The following is an 18,920-nucleotide window of genomic DNA, read 5'->3' on the forward strand; positions in this document are numbered from 1 at the left end:
ACGCAACTAACAAGGAAGGATCCAAAAGTGCTTAAGAAACTAACCTCATCTGTCATCATGGCTGGCGTTATTTTTGTCGCTACCGCGGCTCACAGTGAAGAAGGAAAACGAATGACTGAAGAAGAGAAAACTGTACTTGCAACTGTTGAAAACATGACATCTAGCCTGGAAAAGGGTGATGTTGACGGCATTATGTCCACTTATCGAGATGGCGCGGCTATCATGTTCGAACCTGGTCAAGCCGTCACGGACTCTGCGATAGCCAGACAGATATTCTCCCAAATGATAGCGGCGAAACCCGAAGTTACCTATAATGGCCATGAAGTCTATGTTTCTGGTGACACAGCTGTTCATATTGCGCCTTGGTCGATGGTAGGCACAGCGCCCGACGGAGCAAAAATAGAGCAAGGCGGACTATCTGTGGCGGTTCTCCGACTTCAAGCCGATGGCAATTGGAAAATGGTTATCGACAATCCCTATGGGGCTCGCCTGTTAACCGAGTAATTTTAGCCGCAGCTTCGCCCGCCTTTCGCGTTGCTAAAGGCCGAAATAATGACAGGATCACATGAAGGAAAATTTCCTAAACTAATAAGATTCGATGGTCAGAATTATACTGACTAATTTCAAAAGTTTGTTTCTGATTGTGCTGTCCATAAAAGGCGGGGAGTAGAAGTAAACCCGTTCAACTCAAAACTTATTAACATGGTGCGCAATGTAACGTTGGCATAGTGCGCTTCGAATATAACAATGTGGTTTGAAAAAAAAGGCGAAAAAGAATGAACCGAAGAAATTTTCTTTGCACCGCTGGAATGGGCACACTGGCTATGGCAACATTTCAACCGTTAACGCAACTAGCACAAGCTGCATCAAAAGATATGGCCATCAAAGCGATTGGTTTTGATGGTTTCCCAATATTTGATCCGCGGCCAATTTTCACTTTGGTGCGCTCGGTTTTTCCTGAACATGGAGGGTTTGGGAAAACTTGGTTTGATAAGATATTTGCCTATACGTGGTTACGTACGGGTGGAGATCAGTACGTAGATTTTTACACTGTCATTGGACAGGCGCTCGATTATGCCGTTGATCACCATGGTGTCTCGGTAACACATGAGCAGAAGCGTCAACTGATGGATGTTTGGCTAAATTTAAAGCCGTGGCCGGATGTTCCCGCTGCCTTGGATCAATTTGAAAGGCAAGGCATTAAGCTCGCATTTCTCTCTAACCTTACTGAGGAGATGCTTCGTTCGAACGCCCGCAATGGGGGCATTGAAGACAGATTCCAATATTTCTCCACTGATCGTGTTAGAGCTTTCAAGCCTGCACCGAAAGCCTATCAAATGGGGGTAGAGCACTTTGGCCTTCCAAAGCGGAACATCGCGTTTTGTGCATTTGGTGGTTGGGATGCGGTAGGTGCGAGCTGGTTTGGGTATCCAACAGTCTGGGTGAATAGATTTGGGCATAAGCCAGAAAATCTTGATCAAAAATTGATCATAACCGGTGAGGGGATAAATGTGCTCACACGCTTCGCAGAGCAGCGGAACGGGGTTCCTAAAACTCCTTAATTTGAATTAGGCTTAGATTTTAACGGACCACTTTGAGTGTGATTGGTACCAGTTTAGACAAAAATTGAACGGGGTAGAATGTCTGTTGCAGTGTAAAGACTTCGATCCAATCTCAGTTAGAAGATTAGTTTGACGCTGAAGACCAGTTTCAAAAGAGGAATGCGGGGCAGTCGGGAACAATACACTCCCTTTCACTTGATGAATTGTCCATTTCTCTGAAAAAAGTAATCGCGCCTATTGAGGTGTTTGGGAATTCTTGGAAACGTCTAAAAGTGCTGGAGTTACGTCAATGCCCGTTGATAGCCGGTCAAAAAAATAAGTGAAAGAACCCATGCCTGACTTTTACGCCATAGATCAGAAGAAGAAAACATTCGAATACAAGTGCGTCTGTTGTAACGAATTTCAGCGCGGCACCCCCGCTTATGGTTATGACATGCCGATTTTTTATTTTGATGTTCCCGAGGACGAACGCGAAGCTCGTATTTACTTGGACGCAGATACGTGTGCCATCGACAACAAGCTATTTTTTGTGAAAGGCATACTCGACATTCCAATTCATGGCGCAAGCGAGCCGCTGACCTGGGGCGTGTGGGTGTCACAGTCAGTGGAGGAATTTCATCTTTACAGGGAAACCATGGGTACCGATCGTATCGGACAAATTTCATTTGGTTGGCTCGCCATAACAATGCCCGGATATAATGATTTGGACGAGCGCGGTAATACCGTTCAATTAAAGTGTGACGTAAAGGGGCAGGCCGCCGGACAACGGCCTGTCATCCAAGTCCAAGAGTGTGATCATCCACTTTACCGCGATCAATATGATGGTATCTCCTGGGATCGCGCGGTTGAGCTTGTCCAACTCATGCCACATTAATTGGAGTGCGTCGTGGAGAAGAACCCAAGGCCGAAACAACTTTCGAGTGTTTGCATACGCTGTGAAGCGAAATAGAACAAGACCGTCCTATGACGGTCCAGGTTTGGACCGATAACCATCGCTAGAACAACGAGAGCGGGCGTTCAGCTTCTTGGCGCTTCTTCCATTGCGGAGTTTCTACTTCGTGCTCAAGCCACGCGAGGACGTATGATTGCGGCCCGTCAAACTCTTCAACATAGAACGTCTGTACAAAAAGAGATCGATATCCGGTTTCCGTGATGGGTATCTCGCCACTCCCGATCACTTGAACCTCAATGTGATCGAAGTTCGAGTCCCAGCGACGCTTATGATGGGTGATGCTTATCGCAACACTGCGCCAGTCGATCTGGCTGGTGACTGGGGCGCTCATGAGCGCCCCACTGTGTTGTCGATTGCGTCGTTCAGCGGTTCACGCAAGACGATGCGACCGCCGACAGGAAGGGAGTCGAGCTGAAGCGTGTAGCCTCTTGCGTCCTTGTGCATCCAGGTTGCACCGACCTTGTTCCAGTAGGATTGCTCGCCTTTGTGAGTGACGTGCCACGCCAGAAATTCCGGGGCGCGGACCTCGCGGGTGTGCGCTTGGGCGGGTTGGGTGTTGTTACGTGCCATGTTTGATCTCCTTTGTTCGGGTTGGCTTGCTAACGCCCCCCCTGAAGAGACCGGAGGCAAAGGATCGCCGCGTCATGTCCAACACGGGTGAGGCCACCGCCGAACTGGTGCGGGCAGGATATTGATGCGCGATCCGCATTCGGTCAGGGGAACGGCGAATTGCTGCAAGCCACGCGCGGGCAAAGGTCCATCCATGCTGTGCTAACTGCCGACACCGAAAGCCAATTCACGCGCCTCGATGCGCCATCTTCCGATTGATGTGTGTACGTCATCCCGATCCATCAGGGCCTTCTCATGGCCGAGGGTGATGGGTGCGAGGGCCGAAAGGCCCTGAACGGTTCGGGGCCTCCTGACAATCAACAGGAGGTGACGATGAGACTCATCACACGCTTCGATGCAGCATCGCGCAGCACAGCCGAGCTGCATGCTCTTTTGCGGGAGGCGTTCAACGCCTTCGCTTTTGCGCCGCGCGGATCGATTGAACGCAGCAATGCTCTGGCATCGCTGCACAATATCGAGGCTGAACTGGCGGCTCGCCCGCCAGGTCTTTAAGACCTCGAACGCGACTGGCCCGATGGCCAGTCGCGTTTTTTGCGGCTCAGAACAATGCGAGTTTCGGGGTCAGCTCTGCTTCGAGTTTGGCGCGGAAAGTGCGCGGGTCAGCGCCGTCCACCCTAACAGCACGGCGGTTCAGCAGGCATTCGACGGCGGCTCGGCGGGCAGCAAGGTCGCTCGCATAGGCGATCCCCGACCAGACACTTGCAGGGGTGCAAAAGCCCGAATCCGGCGCGGTAAAATCAAGCGCAATATGCCAGTAGCCTATCGCCGTCCGATAGAGGCGTATCGTGGCTGAATAGCCTTTGTGCCTGACACTGATTTTTTCGGTGATCTGATCAAGCACGCCGTGGGTGTTGCAATGTGCGCCCCAAAGCGCTGCGGCGTCGATGACGGCGTTTTCCTGACAGTGGAATCGCGGTCCGTATTTCTGCCTGATGACGTCCAACTCGGCGCGGAAATCAACAATGTCGTGGCTCTGTGAATTGGTCATTGGTCTTGCCCCTTCTCCTGTTCGGGAAAGGCCGCCGCTTACGCGGCAGCCTCCGCCTTTGCTTCAGTTTGGGGCTGCAAGGCGTGCAGGAAATCTGCGGCGCGCTGCGCGTGCGCGGCGGCGCTGAAGATTGCCCGCTTGTCGTCTTTCAGGACTTTGAGCCAGCTCTGGATATAGGCGGCGTGATCGGCGCGCGGTTCTGGCGCTAGTTCAAGGTCGGCGCAAAGAAATGCTGCACCAAGTTCTGCAACAAGTTCTTCGCGGGCATAACCTTCATCGCCCCAGCGCTTGCGCCCAAAGTCACGGTCAAGACGGCTTTTGTGCTTGGTCCAGTGGGTCAGCTCGTGCGCCAAGGTTGCATAGTAGGCTTCGGGACTCCTGAAGGTCTCGAAATACGGCATTTGCACATGATCACTGCCGCCGCTGTAATGGGCGGAGTTGCCGCCATGGCGGATGTCAGCGCCCGTCGCTGCGACGAAGTCTTCAGTGTGCGGAATACGCTGTACGGGGTCAATGATGGCTTTCGGCTTGGTGTAGTAGTGTTCGGGCAAGCCTTCGATCTGCTCGACGTTGAAAACGCTGTATCCCTTCATGAATGGGATTTTGCGCTCTTCCTCGCTGCCGTCGTCCTGTTCCTCGGTTTTGATGATGGTGTTTGCGTATACAACAAGGTTGCCCCGCTCACCTTTCTTCACATGCGCGCCTAGTTCTTTGGCCTGCTTGAAGGTCATCCAGTACGGAGACAGAAAGCCTGCCTCCATACTCGCGCCCCACAACATCAGAATGTTGATGCCGCTATAGGGCAGACCGTTATGACGGAGCGGCTTTGTGATCTTGCCTTCCATGTTGCCCGCACTCCATGGCTTCAACCATGTCAGCTCGCCTTGCTCCAGATCGGCAATAATCTTGTCGGTTACGCGTTGATAAATATCGGTTTTCATGTGTGTCCCCTTTCTTGGGTAGTCGGTTGCGCATGCAACCGGACTAGGCCCGCGCCAATGAGCGGGGGGACGGCCGTCCAGACCGAAAGCCATGGGGTGGTGCGGGCGCAGGCAAAGCCGAGCCACGGCCCATGGCTTTCGCCCGAAGCGAACGCGAAGGGCTTAGTCTTGACGGAGGACGGGGCCGCAGGCCCCGAAAGAGAAGGAAAGAAAGTCAGCCCTTCAGGGCTGTCGAAGAATGCGCAAGGGATCGAAGCCGAATGGCCGAGACAGCTTGCTGGCTCGGTTCACGAGAGCCTGGTCCGAAGGATGCGGCTGGAAAAATCGGGAATCCTGTTACTAACTGCCAGCAGAGGTCACGTTTTGCGTGCATTTGTTCCCATTATGTTCTAACCTATCGGCATGGCTAAAAAGATCACACACAGTCAGATGCTCGGGGAGCGCGGCGAGTCCGCCGTCCGCACACGATTCCTGAGCATGAATTTTCAATTTGACGGTCGATCACGACTTGAAGCCGGAATCGATGGCATCGCCGAGATTATGATTGACGGCGAGCCGCAAGCGCGAATGATTGCGGTACAGATCAAAACAACAGAAAGCGGCAGATACACTACCGAGACCGACAATAGCTTCACCTATCTACTGGAATCCAATGATCTCGCCTATTGGCGTGTTTCAAACCTTCCCGTGATACTCGTGCTGTATCGAGTTTCTGATGAAACATACTATTGGAAGGACGTCTCTTCCGGTGTCGGCGAAGGCGCACGCAAGCTTACTTTCAGCAAATCGGATGACATCCTAGACCACAAGGCTGTGAACAGGCTTGCTGCTCTTACAGTTCCCAAGCATGGCGCTGGCTACTATGTGCCGCCCCTGGGTGGTGGCGAAGATGCTCTCGTTAATATGCTTCCGATCAAGCTGCCGGATGAAATTTTCGTAGCATCCACATCATTCGACGGAAAGAAAGCAACGTCCGTCTTGCTTGATGCAAGTGACACACCTCGGTTTGACTGGGCAATCAAGGGCGGAAGCTTTTGGTCATTTCATGATCCGAGAGAGGAAGTGACGCGCGAGATTGTCGATCTGGATCAGGTCGAAGCGATTGATACGGCAACCATTGCGTTTCATGAAGACATTCACGAACAGCATAACTTTGCATTCCTTCTCAGAAATACATTGCAGCATCAGTTTCGCGATGAATTGCGCTGGGACAAGGTGAAGAAGCTCTTCCACTTTTTGGCGAAAGAGAAAAACACGTCCCGCACATTCACCTATGACTCAGCCAAAAAGCGAGCAACGACAACCGTCGTCAATGTAGTGCAACAAAAGGCGAATCCTGAGCGTGTTGCTTTCGTTCGCCATCATGCATTTGTTCCCAGGTTCGAGTGCTTTGGCGATGAATGGAACCTGATCATCACGCCGACATATCACTTCACGACGAATGGGTTTATCCCGCACTCATACCCTGATGCTCTCTTGTCAGGGAAAAAGCGACTGGACAACAACGCCTCGCTGCGCGGCCAGTTGATCATGTGGCACCGACTGCTTTCGCGTGCGGCAAACGAAGTTCGGGGCTTATTTGACGAGGAGAGTAGCGAAGTTCCGATACTCGCTTTTGGCGGGCCGCCGGTTCTGACATTGCCGACGACTGTGCCCGAAGATGCATGGGGCGCGCCCAAGAAGGCGAGTGAGCAAGACGAATCTCAGCAGGCGGAGCTTTGGAAAGATGCAGTTTGAGAGCAAAGTCTTTGACGAACCGCTTCTGGAGTTTGGCGACAAGCATAGCCACCCTGACCCGCGCTTGGGCCTTGTAGAGGCTGGCCCCCTCCAAACTCACCTTGGCGAGGTCATAAAGGTTGGTGTCGTAGGCAGTGCAGCAACTATTGAATATACCGAGACGTTCTTGAACGAGGCGGCAAACGGGTTCGAAAGTCAGTCAGAGAACCTGCCGAACCTTCACCCAGATTTCCCTGGTCTCCAGAACAGGAATCCGTTTCGGTGCAATTTTTCGATCCTTTCTGAGGCCACCTCAGCACTTTCAAAGTCTGAAATCGACCGGATCGTCAAAGAGCCTGACGACGGTAAGGCTGTCACAATGGCCGTGGACGCAATTTGCCGAAACCTGCAAGCTCTTGATGATGGAGGAAGCCGTCCCGAGGTTGCGATTGTGGCGTTACCTGTAAATCTCATAGAGCGCGTGTGGGTTGCACATGCCAGCGGTAAGGGGACGACTGAAAAGGATGATAGCGGCGGTTCGGACGCGCCGAACTTCAGGGGCCTTTTGAAGGCCCGCACCATGAACATGAACTTCCCCATCCAGATTGTCTGGGAAGACGTGATCAACGAAGGGGCGAAGATCCCGAGAAAGATCAAGGAAAGCAGTGATCGGAAGATTCAGGATCGTGCGGGCCGCGCATGGAATTTGCTGACGACACTTTACTACAAGGGTAGCGGTCGCGTCCCGTGGCGGCGACTTCCCCGCGAGGGCGAGTTCAAGGCGTGCTATATCGGCATCAGCTTCTACCGCGACGTAAGCGGGCAACAGCTATGGACCAGTTCCGCCCAGATGTTTGACGAGCGGGGGCGCGGTTTCATCCTCAAGGGCCGACGCGCCCAGACTGAAACGCGAGGCCGTCATCCCTACATGGCCAAGCAGGATGCATTCGATCTGATCCGAAACGTTCTTGGGGCCTATCGTGATCATCACAAGCACTTTCCTGCACGTGTCATTGTCATGAAAACTTCGCGCTTTCGCGATGAGGAGGCAGAAGGGATCATCGAGGCACTGGAAGAGTGTCAGGCCGAGCTTCGCGATCTTGTTTGGGTTCAGGAGTCCTATGACGTTCGCGTCCTGAGAGACGGTGACTATCCGGTCTTGAGGGGAACATTTGTCGATCTGGACGGAAAGGGCTTGCTGTATACGAATGGAAGCATACCGTATTACGGCACATATCCCGGTGTTTACGTTCCCAACCCATTGCTTCTCTGTCCTCACCCGAGCAGCGACAGCACCATTGCCCAAATTGCTGAGGAAGTTTTTTCGCTGACGAAAATCAATTGGAACTCAACCCAGATGAATCAGCGGCTGCCGATCCCGATTAGAGCGTCGCGAAAAGTGGGAGAGGTTCTGAAATATGTTACAAACGATCAGTCAATAAGCACTGATTATCGGCGGTACATTTAGATGCATCACGAAATGTGGCCGTAACGTCTTCCGCTCGCCATCGACCTTACGGCGGTCAGTCTATCGCCAAACGAAGCTTCAAAATCTTCGGCCTCTAAGGCATGCATACTAAACGCATCCCCCGATCTTCTGAAGACCAGCACCTTCCCATCATAGATGTCGAAACCATGAGTTTCTGGGATAGGCAGAGAGATTTTTTCCATCAAATTGTTTCCGAGGCGCAAATTTCGCGTAACCTCGTCGCCAACTGGTGGAATAAACGTGATTGGTCCGATCACAGAGTTTCTATCCAGATCATCAGGTGGATCAAAACCAAAATATCGAGACATCCCTCGCGGGAAATCAATTTGATTGCCCGGCTTGTCCGGTCCTCTATTCAGCGTAACATAACCTGCTTCTATCCAGAATAAGTCCGCGCCGCCTACCTCTATCTCCGGTATTTCTTCGTCATTCTGGGCTTGTCGCGATGCAGCGTCGGTCCAGACCGCTTCATATTCGTTAAGTATGTCGGCCGCCGATACGGCATTCTCCCAGAGGGCATTAGCTGAATCCGCTGCGCGCTTAATGGTTCTTTCAAACTCATTGGTCGTCATTGCTTGAAGGGACGCGGCTGCTTCGATGCTCTTTCTCAATCCATTGGAGGAGAAATTCCCAGAGCCAACCACCATTCCGTACCGAGACTGTTCCTGATTAAAGAAAAAGGACGTTTTTGCATGAAAGTCACGTCGAGGTAAGAAACCAGATTGAGCAACGACCCAATCGCCATCATGAACCCGTACGTCTACATTTGGTTTTGAAATTAGATGGCGTAGTGCGCGTGGCTGCGTTCTCCCGTAGTCGATCCCTACAAGCCACCTTGTCGGTACTCCATTCCAAAAATTATCACCAAATTTCAGGTCAAACGCAGCAGCGCCTGACATAGTGGCATAGGCAAACGTGCCCAAAAAATCCTGGGTATCAGCCCAAAGATGGACTCGCGACAATTCCGAAAGTGTATGAGTAGCGTCCCCGCTGGCTTGAATAAACGTTTTGATCCTCATCCCACCTTCCTTTCCAAAAGGCGGGCTTGCTGTGGGTCGTATACAAAACCTTTTATGCTACCGTCTTTGATCCGTTCCACTGCCTCATCGACAACGTTGAAGGGCACAAGAAACCACTCGCGCGGGACAACCGGATTGCCAAAGCGGTCCTTGATCTCGATGTCGAGACGGGCCGGATCGAAGATGCGGTGGATCAGGTTTTCGAGCTTTGTGCGGTTGATATTGTAGAGTTCATAGGTCGCTACGACCTCGACATCAGCCAGCAAGAATGTGGCGTCGATTTTTGCATTGGCGATGCGCCGCTCGACCTTTCCACTTGTTACACCGATCTTGTGGAGCACGCTGCGATGCTCCTTCACTATCGGTAGTTCAGACTTGCTGCGGAGTACATAGATGGTGCCGCTCGCCTCATCGCCATCAGCCGTATGGTCGGCGAAGAGCGGTCCTGCGGATGAGTCCGTGATCCGACGGCCTGCATCATCTTTGTGAAGCGCCCTCTGTAGGGACCGCATGAGCATATTGCTCTCGGTTCCGTTGTCGAAGATCACGCGCAAACGGGCATCCGTCATGCCTTGCGCAGTAAGAAAGGCTTCGTCCATCTCGGCTACATAGGCTTTTTGTCCGCCTACTATGAAAAAGCGTCCTGGCGCGATCTCCGCTTTGCGTTCAAAGGTTCGTGTGGTCCGCAGGCCTGTATCAAGTTCATTTTGAACCTGCTCGAACAACGGCTTGAAACGTTCGAAGTCATCACACTTCTGACGATTGGCGATTTCTTCCGCTGCCTTCTTTTCAGCGCTTGACCTCACATGACGTAGTTCGGTGATATCCGAATTTTCGGCCTCGACACCGAGTTCGGCCAGAAGCGCTTCGTCATCCATATCGGCGTCAATAGAAGCGGCGATTGGACCGCTAGCGTCCAACAATCCGTCTTTGTCAATGGGTTCGAGAAGCTGTCTAAACTCGCCAAGCTCTCTCAACCGATCAAGACGAACCGCGTAGAGTCGTTCGAAGATGTCCTTACCTTCGCCGTGCTGCGGTGGATGACCGTGCTCTTCGACGAAGCGTTGGATTTCTTCGAACCCCGCGATGACACGCTCTTCCTGCGGCGTTCTCGCTGTCACCTTCTTGGCCTCGACCTCGACCCCGAGTTCGGCAAGAAGCGCGTCGTCCTCATCGGTAAATTGCTTAGCCATCGGCGGCCTCTGCTTTCATGCGAGCCAGATAAGCAACGCCCTCGGCCATGCGCTTTTCCCACGCATCGGAAGAGGTGATAGACGGCAGCCTGCCGCGCTCCTGTTTGAACTTCAGTGCTCGCTTGGCCAGATCGCGCGCCTCTTCAGGCGTAAGTTGGACCTTCTTCGCGGAGATGATAGCCGCGACCTGTTTCAGGCTTTCCTCACTCATCGTCTTGGCAAGGATTGCGTAGGCCTCACTGAACGGATTAATGCGGTCGACCAGGTCGATGTCGAGTTCCCGAACGTCCATCGCGAACTTCCGCACACCATCGATCAGAGCCGTGTTGGCTTTATCCTCGCCGTCGTCATCCTTGAGCGCCGCCTCTTTGGCCTTCTGGGTCAGGTTGAGAGCGGCGATGGCGTGTTGGCGGACGGCTTCCTGATCTTCGTCATCCAGCTCGGGGTATTTGTCCTTGATGATCTTGCCCATGCGGACTTGCGTCAGCTCTTCGGGCACAAGCTCTTCGTCGAACATGCCCCGCTCAACAGTCGGCTTGTCTTGTACGAAGGCGGCGATCACTTCGTTCAGGTCCTCCTGACAGATGCGCTCGGCCTCTTTGCTCTTCGGTTCAGTCAGGCCTTTGATCTCGATCTGGAACTGGCCACTCTCTTCGTTGAAGCCGACATTGCATTCGCCTTCCTTGTAGCCGCCTTCGCCATAGTCGAAGCCCTCAACAGGACCACTGTCAGGGCGCTTCGGGGTGAAGTTGAAACGAGGCGCGAGAACCTGTTCCATCAACAGGCTTGCTGCGATGGCTTTGAGCGTATCGTTCACGGCTTCGGTGACGGCATCCTCTGATGCATCGGGTTCAGCAATCAGGTTTGTGAAACGGGCGCGGCTCTTTCCTGGCGCGTCGCGTGTTGCGCGTCCGATGATCTGCACGATCTCGGTCAGGCTGGCTCGATACCCGACCGTCAGCGCGTGCTCGCACCAGACCCAATCGAAGCCCTCTTTGGCCATGCCAAGGGCAATAATGATATCTACGTGGTCGCAGTTGTTTTTCTGGGCGGGGTCTTTCAGCGCTGCCGAAACCTTATCGCGCTTGGCAGCTTCGTCATCGACCAGATCGGCAATCCGCAGAATGCGTCCGTCCGATGTCTTGACCAACTGGAAACCCGTCTCAGGGTCAGTGCCTTGCCAGTCGCCCAATTCATCGATGATGTGCTCGACTTCCCTGTGCTTGTCCTTGGTGCTCTCGCGGGAATTGACGCTCGGGATGTGGATGATGGTCTTCTCGTTCGGATCGAGAACCTTGAGGATGTCATCCGCGTACGCGCCGGAGTAGAAGAAATAGCCGATGTCGAGCTGCTTCAGATATTTGTAGCCGTTGAGCTGCTCATAATAGGTGTAGGTAACCGTATCGAATTTGGCCTCGTCATGCGGCATCAGAACAGGCTCGGCATCGCCCCGAAAATACGATCCGGTCATCGCGACGACATGAACCTTGTCCCGCGCGATCAGCTCGGCGAGCTGCGCGCCAAGTTTGTTTTCGGGGTTAGCAGACACGTGGTGGAACTCATCCACGGCGACGAGACAGTCATCGAACGCCTCGATCCCGAACTTCTCGACGGCGTTTCGGAATGTCGCATGGGGACAGACGAGGACTTGATCCTCGCCCTTGAGGAAAGACCCTACCGCGTCCGCCTTGCTACCGTCCGATCCTGGCGCGTTGCAGAGGTTCCACTTCGGCTCGACATGCCAGTCTGTCCAGAAACCGAACTTGGATAGCGGCTCGTCGGCGAAGCTCGACCCGATGGATTTCTCGGGAACGGTGATGATGGCCTTGCGCAGTCCCTGATTGTGAAGCTTGTCCAACGCCACGAACATCAGAGCACGGCTCTTGCCTGATGCGGGCGGTGACTTGATCAGAAGATACTGCTCGCCGCGTTTCTCGTAAGCGCGCTCCTGCATCGGTCTCATGCCCAGCTCATTCGACTTAGTTGAATTGCCGTTCTGGGCGTAAATTACAGAAACGGAAGGGACATTATTGGCCATAGTCAAATCCTGAACTCTTCTAAAAAATTGATTGCCCACGAAGGCGGGGTTGGCCAGCTCCGAAAGCCCTTCTCGTGCCAGGTAACGCTGTCGTCGCCGATGAGCCCATTGGCTTCCAGATGGGCGACAAGTCTGTCGTGGTCGTAAAGATAGGCAGCATCGCCAAGAATGAAGGCAACGTGGATGCCCTTCCCCAGATACTTGCGGTCGATAACAAGCCGCCCCTTGAGCTGCACTTTGAGAAATGTTTCACCATCTATGTGGCATGCGATGAAATCAGCACCCTGCCAGTCGTCCGTTAGTCGCAGGCAGTTGAAGCCGTATTCAGCCATCCGCGCAGCGATCTTGTGAAAGTTGTAATTCTCTTTCTGGCGCGAGTTGAGCTCGGCATAGGGGACGGGCGCAAACTGACTCATGCCGCCCCCTTCTTGGTCATGCGGGTATACAGCTCGAAGAGCTTTTCGAGGCGTTCGGTGTCATTTTTGAAACGACGACCGATATAGATGCGCTCAAGCACTTCATCATTGCGATCATGCGCGACACGAAGATCTTCGGGCATCTTCTCTGGGTCGTAGAGATCGGCAATCGTTGCGGGGAAGTGTTGCTCACGGGCCAAGAGAATATCTTCTGCACAGTGCGTGAGGTCCGACTTGTTCTTCTCAGTCAAATTCGCAATCGGAAATGTATTCCAGCCAAGAGTGTTGGAGTACCGATAATCAGTTTTCATCTTACCACAAACGGTCGCAACCCAAACCGTGTGCAGCAATGAAGAGAGCACCGCGAAATTCCACAGTGGCGCATCATAAATTCCGAACAAGAGATCACTCACGATGGTCCCTTCGTCGAAGAGGTCGGCAGGTATGTATCTCCGGCGTTCAGACGAGACCTTCGCAACAGCTATTGTGCAACGCTTTGCAACCCCCTGAATCTGAACAAAACGGTGTGGTCGACTAGCAAAGGCCTGTGTTGATGGCGCTCGGCTCTCTGCTCGCATTCTTCTAACTGCTTCAAGTCTTGGTCCTACAAAGGGATGACACAGCGCATCTTCCGACTCAGAGTCTGGTATCCAAATACACCCGCGACGCCTGCCGCGGATCATCTCCGCTGACCCTAAGTATTCTTTGAACCAGTATGCACGATCAGCATACTTATCCCGACATTCATGAAGTTCTTCGAACTCAAGGCAAAGGTTTCCCCCATCGCGAGGTTGATTGCCATATAGCATAGAGGCAAGCCCGTTAATTGGCGATGGCTGCGAAACAACGACAATATCTGGGCCACTTGCAAGGTAGGCATTAATTGATGGGACATGACGTACGGCTATCTCGCCATCTTCGGAGCTCTCATAGAGCGCGCGCTTTCGGTTTGTATTATGTTCTACGCCGACAACCGATACAATCACGCCCGCATTATGGCTGGCCAGGTTTCTCCACTTGAAAGACGGAATGGCAAAGAAAATCTCGGCATTGAGCGATTTTAGTATTGGCCAAAGAACTGCAACTTGCTGTCCCTGCCACATTGAATTGGTCGTAACAAATGCGTATGGCGCGTGAGAAAATCGATTGTACTCAGCTGCCTTAATGAACCATGCTGAAACATAATCTACAGCCGCAGATTTACTCTTGTATCCTTTAAAAACGTCGGCAAGTTCGGCTTTCTGCTCCGCGTCCTGCCATGCTTGCCCCAAATAGGGCGGGTTTCCACAAATATATGTTTCACCACCTTCATTCTCAAAGTCGATTTCAGCCTGATCCAAAGGCGTACTGAACAAATCATCGCCATGCATTTTCACACCTGTGCCTGTCGGAGGACAGATGCTAAGCCAGTCGATCCGCAATGCGTTGCCGCAGGTTATCCAGTTCATCGCGTCGAGCGGGAGGAAGTCGCGCAGCGCTTCACGCTGCCCGCGATAGAGCACGTCACACTGGTATTCGGCGATGATGAGCGCGAGGCGAGCGATCTCGGCGGGGAAGTCTCTCAGTTCAATGCCACGAAAATTTGTTAGCGGGATTTCAGACCGTCGATCCGCCTCGTTTCGTCGTTCGTTGATCTCGGCCTCGATTGCACGCATTTCCTTGTATGCGATGACGAGGAAGTTTCCCGATCCGCAGGCGGGATCGAAAACCCTGATCTTTGCCATGCGGTTGCGAAGATTCAGAAGTTTGCGGGCATTCTCTCCAGCCTCTTCAAGTCTCTCGCGGAGGTCGTCTAGGAAGAGCGGGTTGAGGACCTTCAGGATGTTCGGAACGCTGGTGTAGTGCATACCCAGAGCCCCGCGTTCCTCTTCATCGGCGACGGCCTGGATCATTGACCCGAAGATGTCAGGATTGATCTTGGTCCAATCCAATTTCCCTACGTAGAGAAGGTAGGTTCGTGCCAATTTACTGAAGCGCGGGACATCGACGCTTTCTGAAAAGAGGCCGCCGTTCACATAGGGAAAGTTATTGGCCCAGCGGGCTATACCTTCCTTATCGCGGTCTGCAATCTTTGTATTCATTGAACGGAACAGCTCGCTGATGATCTCATGGGTGTTCGAACTGTCCTTCTCGCTCATACGTTCGATGGTGGCTGTGAACTGATCAGCCTCTGTGAGGATTTCGGTGTCCTCCGCAAAGAAGCAGAAGATGAGCCGCGCCATGAAGTGGTTCATGTCGTGGCGACGATCTGCCGTGCCCCAATCAGGATTGTCCTTCAACAGCTCGACATAGAGACGGTTCAAACGACCCGTCGCCTTGATGTCGAAGGCACTCTCGCGGATTTGCTTAACTGTGCTTATGCCCGCGAGCGGAAGGAAAAACCCGAAATGATCGGGGAAGTCGGGGTAGTCGCAGACGATGACCTCGCCGCTGTTCAGGTCTTCGGCCTGAAAGTCCTTCCCATCGGTGGCGAGGATGAATTTCGCGCGGGCTTTCGTTGTCGCAGGGCTGGCCTTGAGCGCAGCAAGAGCCTCCGCAACCGCGCCGTCTTCAGCGACATTGAGGTGGATGTTATTGGTTTGAAGGACGCCGCCAACATCCGACTTGTTGGACGTGCCGGAACGCAGGCGCTTGATCGTCGTGGCCTTGTTGCCGAACGCTTCCAAGAACGCGAAGGGGAACTCTTCCGCGTCGAACGGCTGCTCGGCAAGCTTGGATATGGCCTCTTCGATCTCAACGGCGTTCAAGGTTTCGTCCTTTGTTTTTATTGTTGGCTATAGTCTGCTCGTTGCGCTCGATATACTCACGCATGAACTCTCGGATCACTTGGGATGCGGGCCTGTCCTGCTCGCGGCAAAGTTCGAGGAACCTCTCGCGGAGTTGACGCTCGACCCTGATGCGCATTCCTGAGTCTTTCATGCGATGAGTGTAGCCTTTGGATACACAATGTGCCAACGGTATTTCGAGGATTCCTCCACAGACCGCACCCGTATCCAAGGGCGTCTCCTTGGTCGTAGTCCAGCGGCGAAATGCTGGCGCTTATCCAACCTGCGCAAGGTTGGCCCATGTTTCCAAAGAGCACAGGGAGGCTCTTGGTCGGAGGTATCGGGTCGCGACAGACCTGATCGGCATCCAAACCGCGCAGGGTTGGTCTCGCTGAAGGCGTCTCCATGAAATGGTCATGGGGGTATCGGTGGGAGCAGGAACGCTCCCCTGATTGGCAGGTGTCGGGGGTCATTACCCTGACGAGTGGATTTCACAAGGGGCGCGATAGCCCCTTTGATCGGTGGGTGCAGGGAGAGCGAAGTCTCCCGCGAGTGTTTGATCGGCGATACGATCTGATGGCTCTGGATGGGTTCAATGCCCAGAAGGAGCCAGGGCCGGAGGGATGCAACGGGAGCGCGCAGCGGGCTCCCTTGCCAAGATTGCGGTGTAGTACACCGCACATCTTGCGGGTCGGACTTATTGATATAACTGGGAAAAACGCGTGTGAATGTTGCGGCGCAAGATCAGCCGTATGTCATGGTACAATTTTCAGCGGATACGTTTTACCTGCTGTCGCTTTCTGCGTCCCGTCCTCAAGGTGAACGAACAGAATTTCGCTGCACTTCATCAAGTTTTCGGTAACTTCGGGCGAAAGCGGCAAACCCGCAGGACGCCTGCGTCCACCTTCCTCTAGGCAGACGAACATGGCTTCCTCAAGGAAGTACTCGGCTCGTTTGATCTCAACCTTCAGCAAGCGGTTATGAAACAGGACCGCTTTGCCTGAGGTGTTGGTAGCCACCTCAATATCGACAAACCCCGTTCCGTCGGCATCGAAGAAGTCGCACAAGTTGTCGATCACGCGCGGATGTGGCTCCTCGTTGAGGATCGCGTTCAGTTCTTCATTGGAGATATTTAGGGCAACGACCAGAGCATCGATGGTCCTGGTCTGAGGTTTGCCGACCTTGCCGTTTTCCAGCTCGGAGATGCGAGTCTTGAATCGCTCATCACCGAACGCGGTGACGGCCAAGGCCTGCTGAGTCAGCCCCTCGATCCCTCTCTTGGACCTGATCAACTGCCCGAAGGCCTGTCCAAATGCCATTCGTCTCGATTTCCGTAACTTTCCGGAACGCCCGCTCCGGTGGGTTCTCCTAGCTTCGCGGACATGAGCACGGCGCACAAGCGCCTAATGAATGCAGGAAATCTAGGAGTGGTGAGCATGTATCTCTGCGCGAATTGTTTTATACTCGGGTACTGCAAAAAAGATACGACGAAGGTCGTTACAGATCGCCGTATTGCTGATCCGCTATTCCTGCGAGATTTGCGCGCATTCACTTCTCAGCTTGGAATTAGCGCCGATCATTGGGTGGATTTTCTTATCGACATATATCGCGATTATCGCGGGCGAATTGTGCAAAACGGAAACGAGGTATTTCTAAATACAGAAGCCCTTGAGGTCCACAGCATGCGGGAGTGGGCAAGAGACTTTTTGTGCAAACCAGTTCGGGATGGAGTGCAGCCACGCCCTCGTACAGAGTCGCGAGAGAAGATACGCGTTGTAGCGACTATATTGGCGACACGATATCCATTCGAGGCGAGTATGTGGGGTGCGCGAGCTGCCAATGACAACCACCCTCCGACGCAAATGGAGGGGGGCTAGAACGGAACATCGTCGGCGTTGATCATTGAGGTCGTACCGTCCGCTTTGATCAACGTCGCTGTCGTCATCTTGTTGGTTTTGTCATCCATACGAGCCTGATACTGCTCAGACATAGTGACACCGTGGACACGCTTGAGCCCCTGTCGCCATTCCTGCGCCTCGACGCGACGATGCCAAGCATGTGCCTGATCGAATGGAAGACCGCAATATTTGTTCAAAAAGAGTGCGCACAAATTCGGATTGTGCGGGGGTTCAACCAGGGCCCATTCTTTGAGCGTCGGCGCAAACTCTTCTCCATCTAGCTTCTTTTGACGGTCTTCAGCCTCGTCCGTACACGAGTAGTAGCCCACCATTCTCATATAGCGGCAGTGTGCCTCATTCAGGGCCGGACATAGTTCTGGGATCAAACCGAAGACCTCTAGTTCAGCTCTGCTGACGCTCTCAAAGTCCAGCGGATTGCGCTGTCCTTCGCTCTCCAGAATATTCGCATCCATGCCTGCACCTCCGGTCGGCATCATCGCAAAATCGGAGTCCGCCTGACAAGAGCGGGCAGGTGCTCATAGACAATCTCAAATTAAATCGAGCCTATCCCCCCTGATTAGCGTTCTGGCTTTGCCATGGTGGTGTCGTCGGCATTCAAGTTCGGCGGCAACATCGAGGTTTACGCATGTCATTTATGAAGAAGCATCAGGATGCGGGCCGGTCGATCTTCATGTCATCCATCCAGGGTCTCGCCAACACGCTGGCGGCCCTCGTGACCTTTCTCGGGGCTCCGCCACTCTACAGCAAATCCATCGGTTGGGTTCAGACCTTCTCGGCTCGTCACTACGGCTACGGCTTCGAAGACATGACCGCCCTCATCTGGGGTGGCGTATGCGCCGCCCTGGTCTTCTTCATCTCCCGCGCATCGATCTCGACGGCGCTGGTGATGGGCGGGATCGCGCTCGCGACCCGCTTTCTGTGAAATCAAACAAAGGAATCCAAGATGTTTGAAGAACGTCCAAAGACCCGCCTGTCTTTTCTCGAAAAGCTGAAAATTACCCTCGTTTGTTCAGTCGGAGCGATGATTTGGGGGGCCGTTTTTGTCGGCGTAATCAAGGGCCTGATGCAATCGCTTTGATCTATGGAGAATTGTAAATGGATGATCTTATCACCAAAATCTTCCGCACCTACGAGGATTTCCAGCAGCTCAAACAAGCAAAGATGGATGAGCTTGAACGCAAGCTCTACCCATTTCTGGAAGTCCTCGGCGCGCTTATCATGCTCGCTGCGGTCCTCTTGGTTCTCTCCTTTCTATTCGGGCCGAGCGAATAGCTATGAACACTATCCAAATT

At 53.3% G+C, this 18,920-nt stretch carries 21 protein-coding genes; 9 read left to right on the forward strand and 12 right to left on the reverse strand.

Translation table 11 applies throughout. The annotated features are described in order from the left end of the window. The first annotated feature begins 27 nt into the window (after positions 1-27). The 3 genes from ACO6TI_RS07865 to ACO6TI_RS07875 all read left to right on the forward strand — a co-directional run bounded on the left by ACO6TI_RS07865 (position 28) and on the right by ACO6TI_RS07875 (position 2,436). Positions 28-504: a YybH family protein gene (locus tag ACO6TI_RS07865; protein ID WP_422384692.1), complete on the forward strand. Its 477-nt coding sequence runs from the start codon at positions 28-30 to the stop codon at positions 502-504. Positions 505-776: 272 nt separating this feature from the next. Further along, positions 777-1,562 (forward strand): haloacid dehalogenase type II, encoded by a 786-nt coding sequence (locus ACO6TI_RS07870; protein ID WP_422384693.1) that lies wholly within the window; start codon positions 777-779, stop codon positions 1,560-1,562. Positions 1,563-1,893: 331 nt separating this feature from the next. Then, on the forward strand, positions 1,894-2,436 hold the full coding sequence (locus tag ACO6TI_RS07875) for a DUF2199 domain-containing protein (protein WP_422384694.1): 543 nt from the start codon (positions 1,894-1,896) through the stop codon (positions 2,434-2,436). 121 nt (positions 2,437-2,557) lie between these two features. Here the strand turns inward: ACO6TI_RS07875 and ACO6TI_RS07880 are convergent, their stop codons facing one another. After that, positions 2,558-2,845, reverse strand: coding sequence for a hypothetical protein (locus ACO6TI_RS07880; protein ID WP_422384695.1), 288 nt, complete (start codon positions 2,843-2,845; stop codon positions 2,558-2,560). Continuing rightward, positions 2,842-3,084, reverse strand: coding sequence for a hypothetical protein (locus ACO6TI_RS07885; RefSeq protein WP_422384696.1), 243 nt, complete (start codon positions 3,082-3,084; stop codon positions 2,842-2,844). The genes ACO6TI_RS07880 and ACO6TI_RS07885 overlap by 4 nt, the downstream gene beginning before the upstream one ends. A 372-nt stretch (positions 3,085-3,456) precedes the next feature. On the opposite strand from ACO6TI_RS07885, the gene ACO6TI_RS07890 reads away from it, so the two are divergent. Next, positions 3,457-3,636, forward strand: coding sequence for a hypothetical protein (locus ACO6TI_RS07890; RefSeq protein ID WP_422384697.1), 180 nt, complete (start codon positions 3,457-3,459; stop codon positions 3,634-3,636). Between the two features lie 46 nt (positions 3,637-3,682). On the opposite strand, the gene ACO6TI_RS07895 is transcribed toward ACO6TI_RS07890, so the two are convergent. Further along, positions 3,683-4,132, reverse strand: a complete 450-nt coding sequence (locus ACO6TI_RS07895; protein WP_422384698.1) for a hypothetical protein — start codon at positions 4,130-4,132, stop codon at positions 3,683-3,685. Between the two features lie 38 nt (positions 4,133-4,170). After that, entirely contained in the window at positions 4,171-5,073 is a 903-nt protein-coding gene (locus ACO6TI_RS07900; protein ID WP_422384699.1) for an ArdC family protein, read from the reverse strand. A gap of 402 nt (positions 5,074-5,475) precedes the next feature. Between ACO6TI_RS07900 and ACO6TI_RS07905 the strand changes: the two genes are divergently transcribed. Together ACO6TI_RS07905 and ACO6TI_RS07910 are read left to right on the forward strand one after the other, a co-directional pair. Next, on the forward strand, positions 5,476-6,810 hold the full coding sequence (locus ACO6TI_RS07905; RefSeq protein WP_422384700.1) for a DUF4365 domain-containing protein: 1,335 nt from the start codon (positions 5,476-5,478) through the stop codon (positions 6,808-6,810). Next, the gene (locus ACO6TI_RS07910) at positions 6,800-8,257 is read left to right on the forward strand and encodes an argonaute/piwi family protein (protein WP_422384701.1); all 1,458 of its coding nucleotides are present in this window, start codon (positions 6,800-6,802) and stop codon (positions 8,255-8,257) included. The genes ACO6TI_RS07905 and ACO6TI_RS07910 overlap by 11 nt, the downstream gene beginning before the upstream one ends. Before the next feature lie 5 nt (positions 8,258-8,262). Here ACO6TI_RS07910 and ACO6TI_RS07915 read toward each other — a convergent pair whose 3' ends face one another. The 8 genes from ACO6TI_RS07915 to ACO6TI_RS07950 form a co-directional block, all read right to left on the reverse strand. Then, the gene (locus ACO6TI_RS07915; RefSeq protein ID WP_422384702.1) at positions 8,263-9,297 is read right to left on the reverse strand and encodes a hypothetical protein; all 1,035 of its coding nucleotides are present in this window, start codon (positions 9,295-9,297) and stop codon (positions 8,263-8,265) included. After that, on the reverse strand, positions 9,294-10,490 hold the full coding sequence (locus ACO6TI_RS07920; protein ID WP_422384703.1) for a GIY-YIG nuclease family protein: 1,197 nt from the start codon (positions 10,488-10,490) through the stop codon (positions 9,294-9,296). Before ACO6TI_RS07920 ends, ACO6TI_RS07915 begins: the two co-directional genes overlap by 4 nt. After that, entirely contained in the window at positions 10,483-12,528 is a 2,046-nt protein-coding gene (locus ACO6TI_RS07925) for a DEAD/DEAH box helicase (RefSeq protein WP_422384704.1), read from the reverse strand. Before ACO6TI_RS07925 ends, ACO6TI_RS07920 begins: the two co-directional genes overlap by 8 nt. Positions 12,529-12,530: 2 nt before the next feature. Next, complete coding sequence (locus tag ACO6TI_RS07930) at positions 12,531-12,944, reverse strand: hypothetical protein (protein ID WP_422384705.1); 414 nt, start codon at positions 12,942-12,944, stop codon at positions 12,531-12,533. Next, complete coding sequence (locus ACO6TI_RS07935; protein ID WP_422384706.1) at positions 12,941-15,691, reverse strand: class I SAM-dependent DNA methyltransferase; 2,751 nt, start codon at positions 15,689-15,691, stop codon at positions 12,941-12,943. Before ACO6TI_RS07935 ends, ACO6TI_RS07930 begins: the two co-directional genes overlap by 4 nt. Next, entirely contained in the window at positions 15,678-15,941 is a 264-nt protein-coding gene (locus ACO6TI_RS07940; RefSeq protein WP_422384707.1) for a hypothetical protein, read from the reverse strand. Before ACO6TI_RS07940 ends, ACO6TI_RS07935 begins: the two co-directional genes overlap by 14 nt. Before the next feature lie 523 nt (positions 15,942-16,464). Beyond that, entirely contained in the window at positions 16,465-17,028 is a 564-nt protein-coding gene (locus tag ACO6TI_RS07945) for a helix-turn-helix domain-containing protein (protein WP_422384708.1), read from the reverse strand. Positions 17,029-17,582: 554 nt separating this feature from the next. After that, complete coding sequence (locus tag ACO6TI_RS07950; protein WP_422384709.1) at positions 17,583-18,080, reverse strand: hypothetical protein; 498 nt, start codon at positions 18,078-18,080, stop codon at positions 17,583-17,585. A gap of 173 nt (positions 18,081-18,253) precedes the next feature. Here ACO6TI_RS07950 and ACO6TI_RS07955 point away from each other — a divergent pair, with 173 nt between their 5' ends. Genes ACO6TI_RS07955 through ACO6TI_RS07965 form a run of 3 tightly spaced genes read left to right on the forward strand, consistent with a single transcriptional unit; the run spans position 18,254 to position 18,900 of the window. Beyond that, positions 18,254-18,550 (forward strand): hypothetical protein, encoded by a 297-nt coding sequence (locus ACO6TI_RS07955; RefSeq protein WP_422384710.1) that lies wholly within the window; start codon positions 18,254-18,256, stop codon positions 18,548-18,550. 21 nt (positions 18,551-18,571) lie between these two features. Then, entirely contained in the window at positions 18,572-18,706 is a 135-nt protein-coding gene (locus tag ACO6TI_RS07960) for a hypothetical protein (protein WP_422384711.1), read from the forward strand. Between the two features lie 17 nt (positions 18,707-18,723). Further along, on the forward strand, positions 18,724-18,900 hold the full coding sequence (locus ACO6TI_RS07965) for a hypothetical protein (protein WP_422384712.1): 177 nt from the start codon (positions 18,724-18,726) through the stop codon (positions 18,898-18,900). The last annotated feature ends 20 nt before the right edge of the window (positions 18,901-18,920 follow it).

It is taken from the genome of Roseibium album, assembly GCF_965233825.1.
GTDB classification, from domain to species: Bacteria; Pseudomonadota; Alphaproteobacteria; order Rhizobiales; family Stappiaceae; genus Roseibium; species Roseibium album.

What these genes read in the sequence shown, in the direction of transcription:
- ACO6TI_RS07885 (WP_422384696.1), bottom strand. Translation starts at nt 3,084, where the DNA reads ATGGCACGTAACAACACCCAACCCGCCCAAGCGCACACCCGCGAGGTC.
- ACO6TI_RS07905 (WP_422384700.1), top strand. Translation starts at nt 5,476, where the DNA reads ATGGCTAAAAAGATCACACACAGTCAGATGCTCGGGGAGCGCGGCGAG.
- ACO6TI_RS07870 (WP_422384693.1), top strand. Translation starts at nt 777, where the DNA reads ATGAACCGAAGAAATTTTCTTTGCACCGCTGGAATGGGCACACTGGCT.
- ACO6TI_RS07950 (WP_422384709.1), bottom strand. Translation starts at nt 18,080, where the DNA reads ATGGATGCGAATATTCTGGAGAGCGAAGGACAGCGCAATCCGCTGGAC.
- ACO6TI_RS07965 (WP_422384712.1), top strand. Translation starts at nt 18,724, where the DNA reads ATGGATGATCTTATCACCAAAATCTTCCGCACCTACGAGGATTTCCAG.
- ACO6TI_RS07960 (WP_422384711.1), top strand. Translation starts at nt 18,572, where the DNA reads ATGTTTGAAGAACGTCCAAAGACCCGCCTGTCTTTTCTCGAAAAGCTG.
- ACO6TI_RS07890 (WP_422384697.1), top strand. Translation starts at nt 3,457, where the DNA reads ATGAGACTCATCACACGCTTCGATGCAGCATCGCGCAGCACAGCCGAG.
- ACO6TI_RS07925 (WP_422384704.1), bottom strand. Translation starts at nt 12,528, where the DNA reads ATGGCCAATAATGTCCCTTCCGTTTCTGTAATTTACGCCCAGAACGGC.
- ACO6TI_RS07945 (WP_422384708.1), bottom strand. Translation starts at nt 17,028, where the DNA reads ATGGCATTTGGACAGGCCTTCGGGCAGTTGATCAGGTCCAAGAGAGGG.
- ACO6TI_RS07910 (WP_422384701.1), top strand. Translation starts at nt 6,800, where the DNA reads ATGCAGTTTGAGAGCAAAGTCTTTGACGAACCGCTTCTGGAGTTTGGC.
- ACO6TI_RS07895 (WP_422384698.1), bottom strand. Translation starts at nt 4,132, where the DNA reads ATGACCAATTCACAGAGCCACGACATTGTTGATTTCCGCGCCGAGTTG.
- ACO6TI_RS07915 (WP_422384702.1), bottom strand. Translation starts at nt 9,297, where the DNA reads ATGAGGATCAAAACGTTTATTCAAGCCAGCGGGGACGCTACTCATACA.
- ACO6TI_RS07900 (WP_422384699.1), bottom strand. Translation starts at nt 5,073, where the DNA reads ATGAAAACCGATATTTATCAACGCGTAACCGACAAGATTATTGCCGAT.
- ACO6TI_RS07955 (WP_422384710.1), top strand. Translation starts at nt 18,254, where the DNA reads ATGTCATTTATGAAGAAGCATCAGGATGCGGGCCGGTCGATCTTCATG.
- ACO6TI_RS07875 (WP_422384694.1), top strand. Translation starts at nt 1,894, where the DNA reads ATGCCTGACTTTTACGCCATAGATCAGAAGAAGAAAACATTCGAATAC.
- ACO6TI_RS07930 (WP_422384705.1), bottom strand. Translation starts at nt 12,944, where the DNA reads ATGAGTCAGTTTGCGCCCGTCCCCTATGCCGAGCTCAACTCGCGCCAG.
- ACO6TI_RS07880 (WP_422384695.1), bottom strand. Translation starts at nt 2,845, where the DNA reads ATGAGCGCCCCAGTCACCAGCCAGATCGACTGGCGCAGTGTTGCGATA.
- ACO6TI_RS07920 (WP_422384703.1), bottom strand. Translation starts at nt 10,490, where the DNA reads ATGGCTAAGCAATTTACCGATGAGGACGACGCGCTTCTTGCCGAACTC.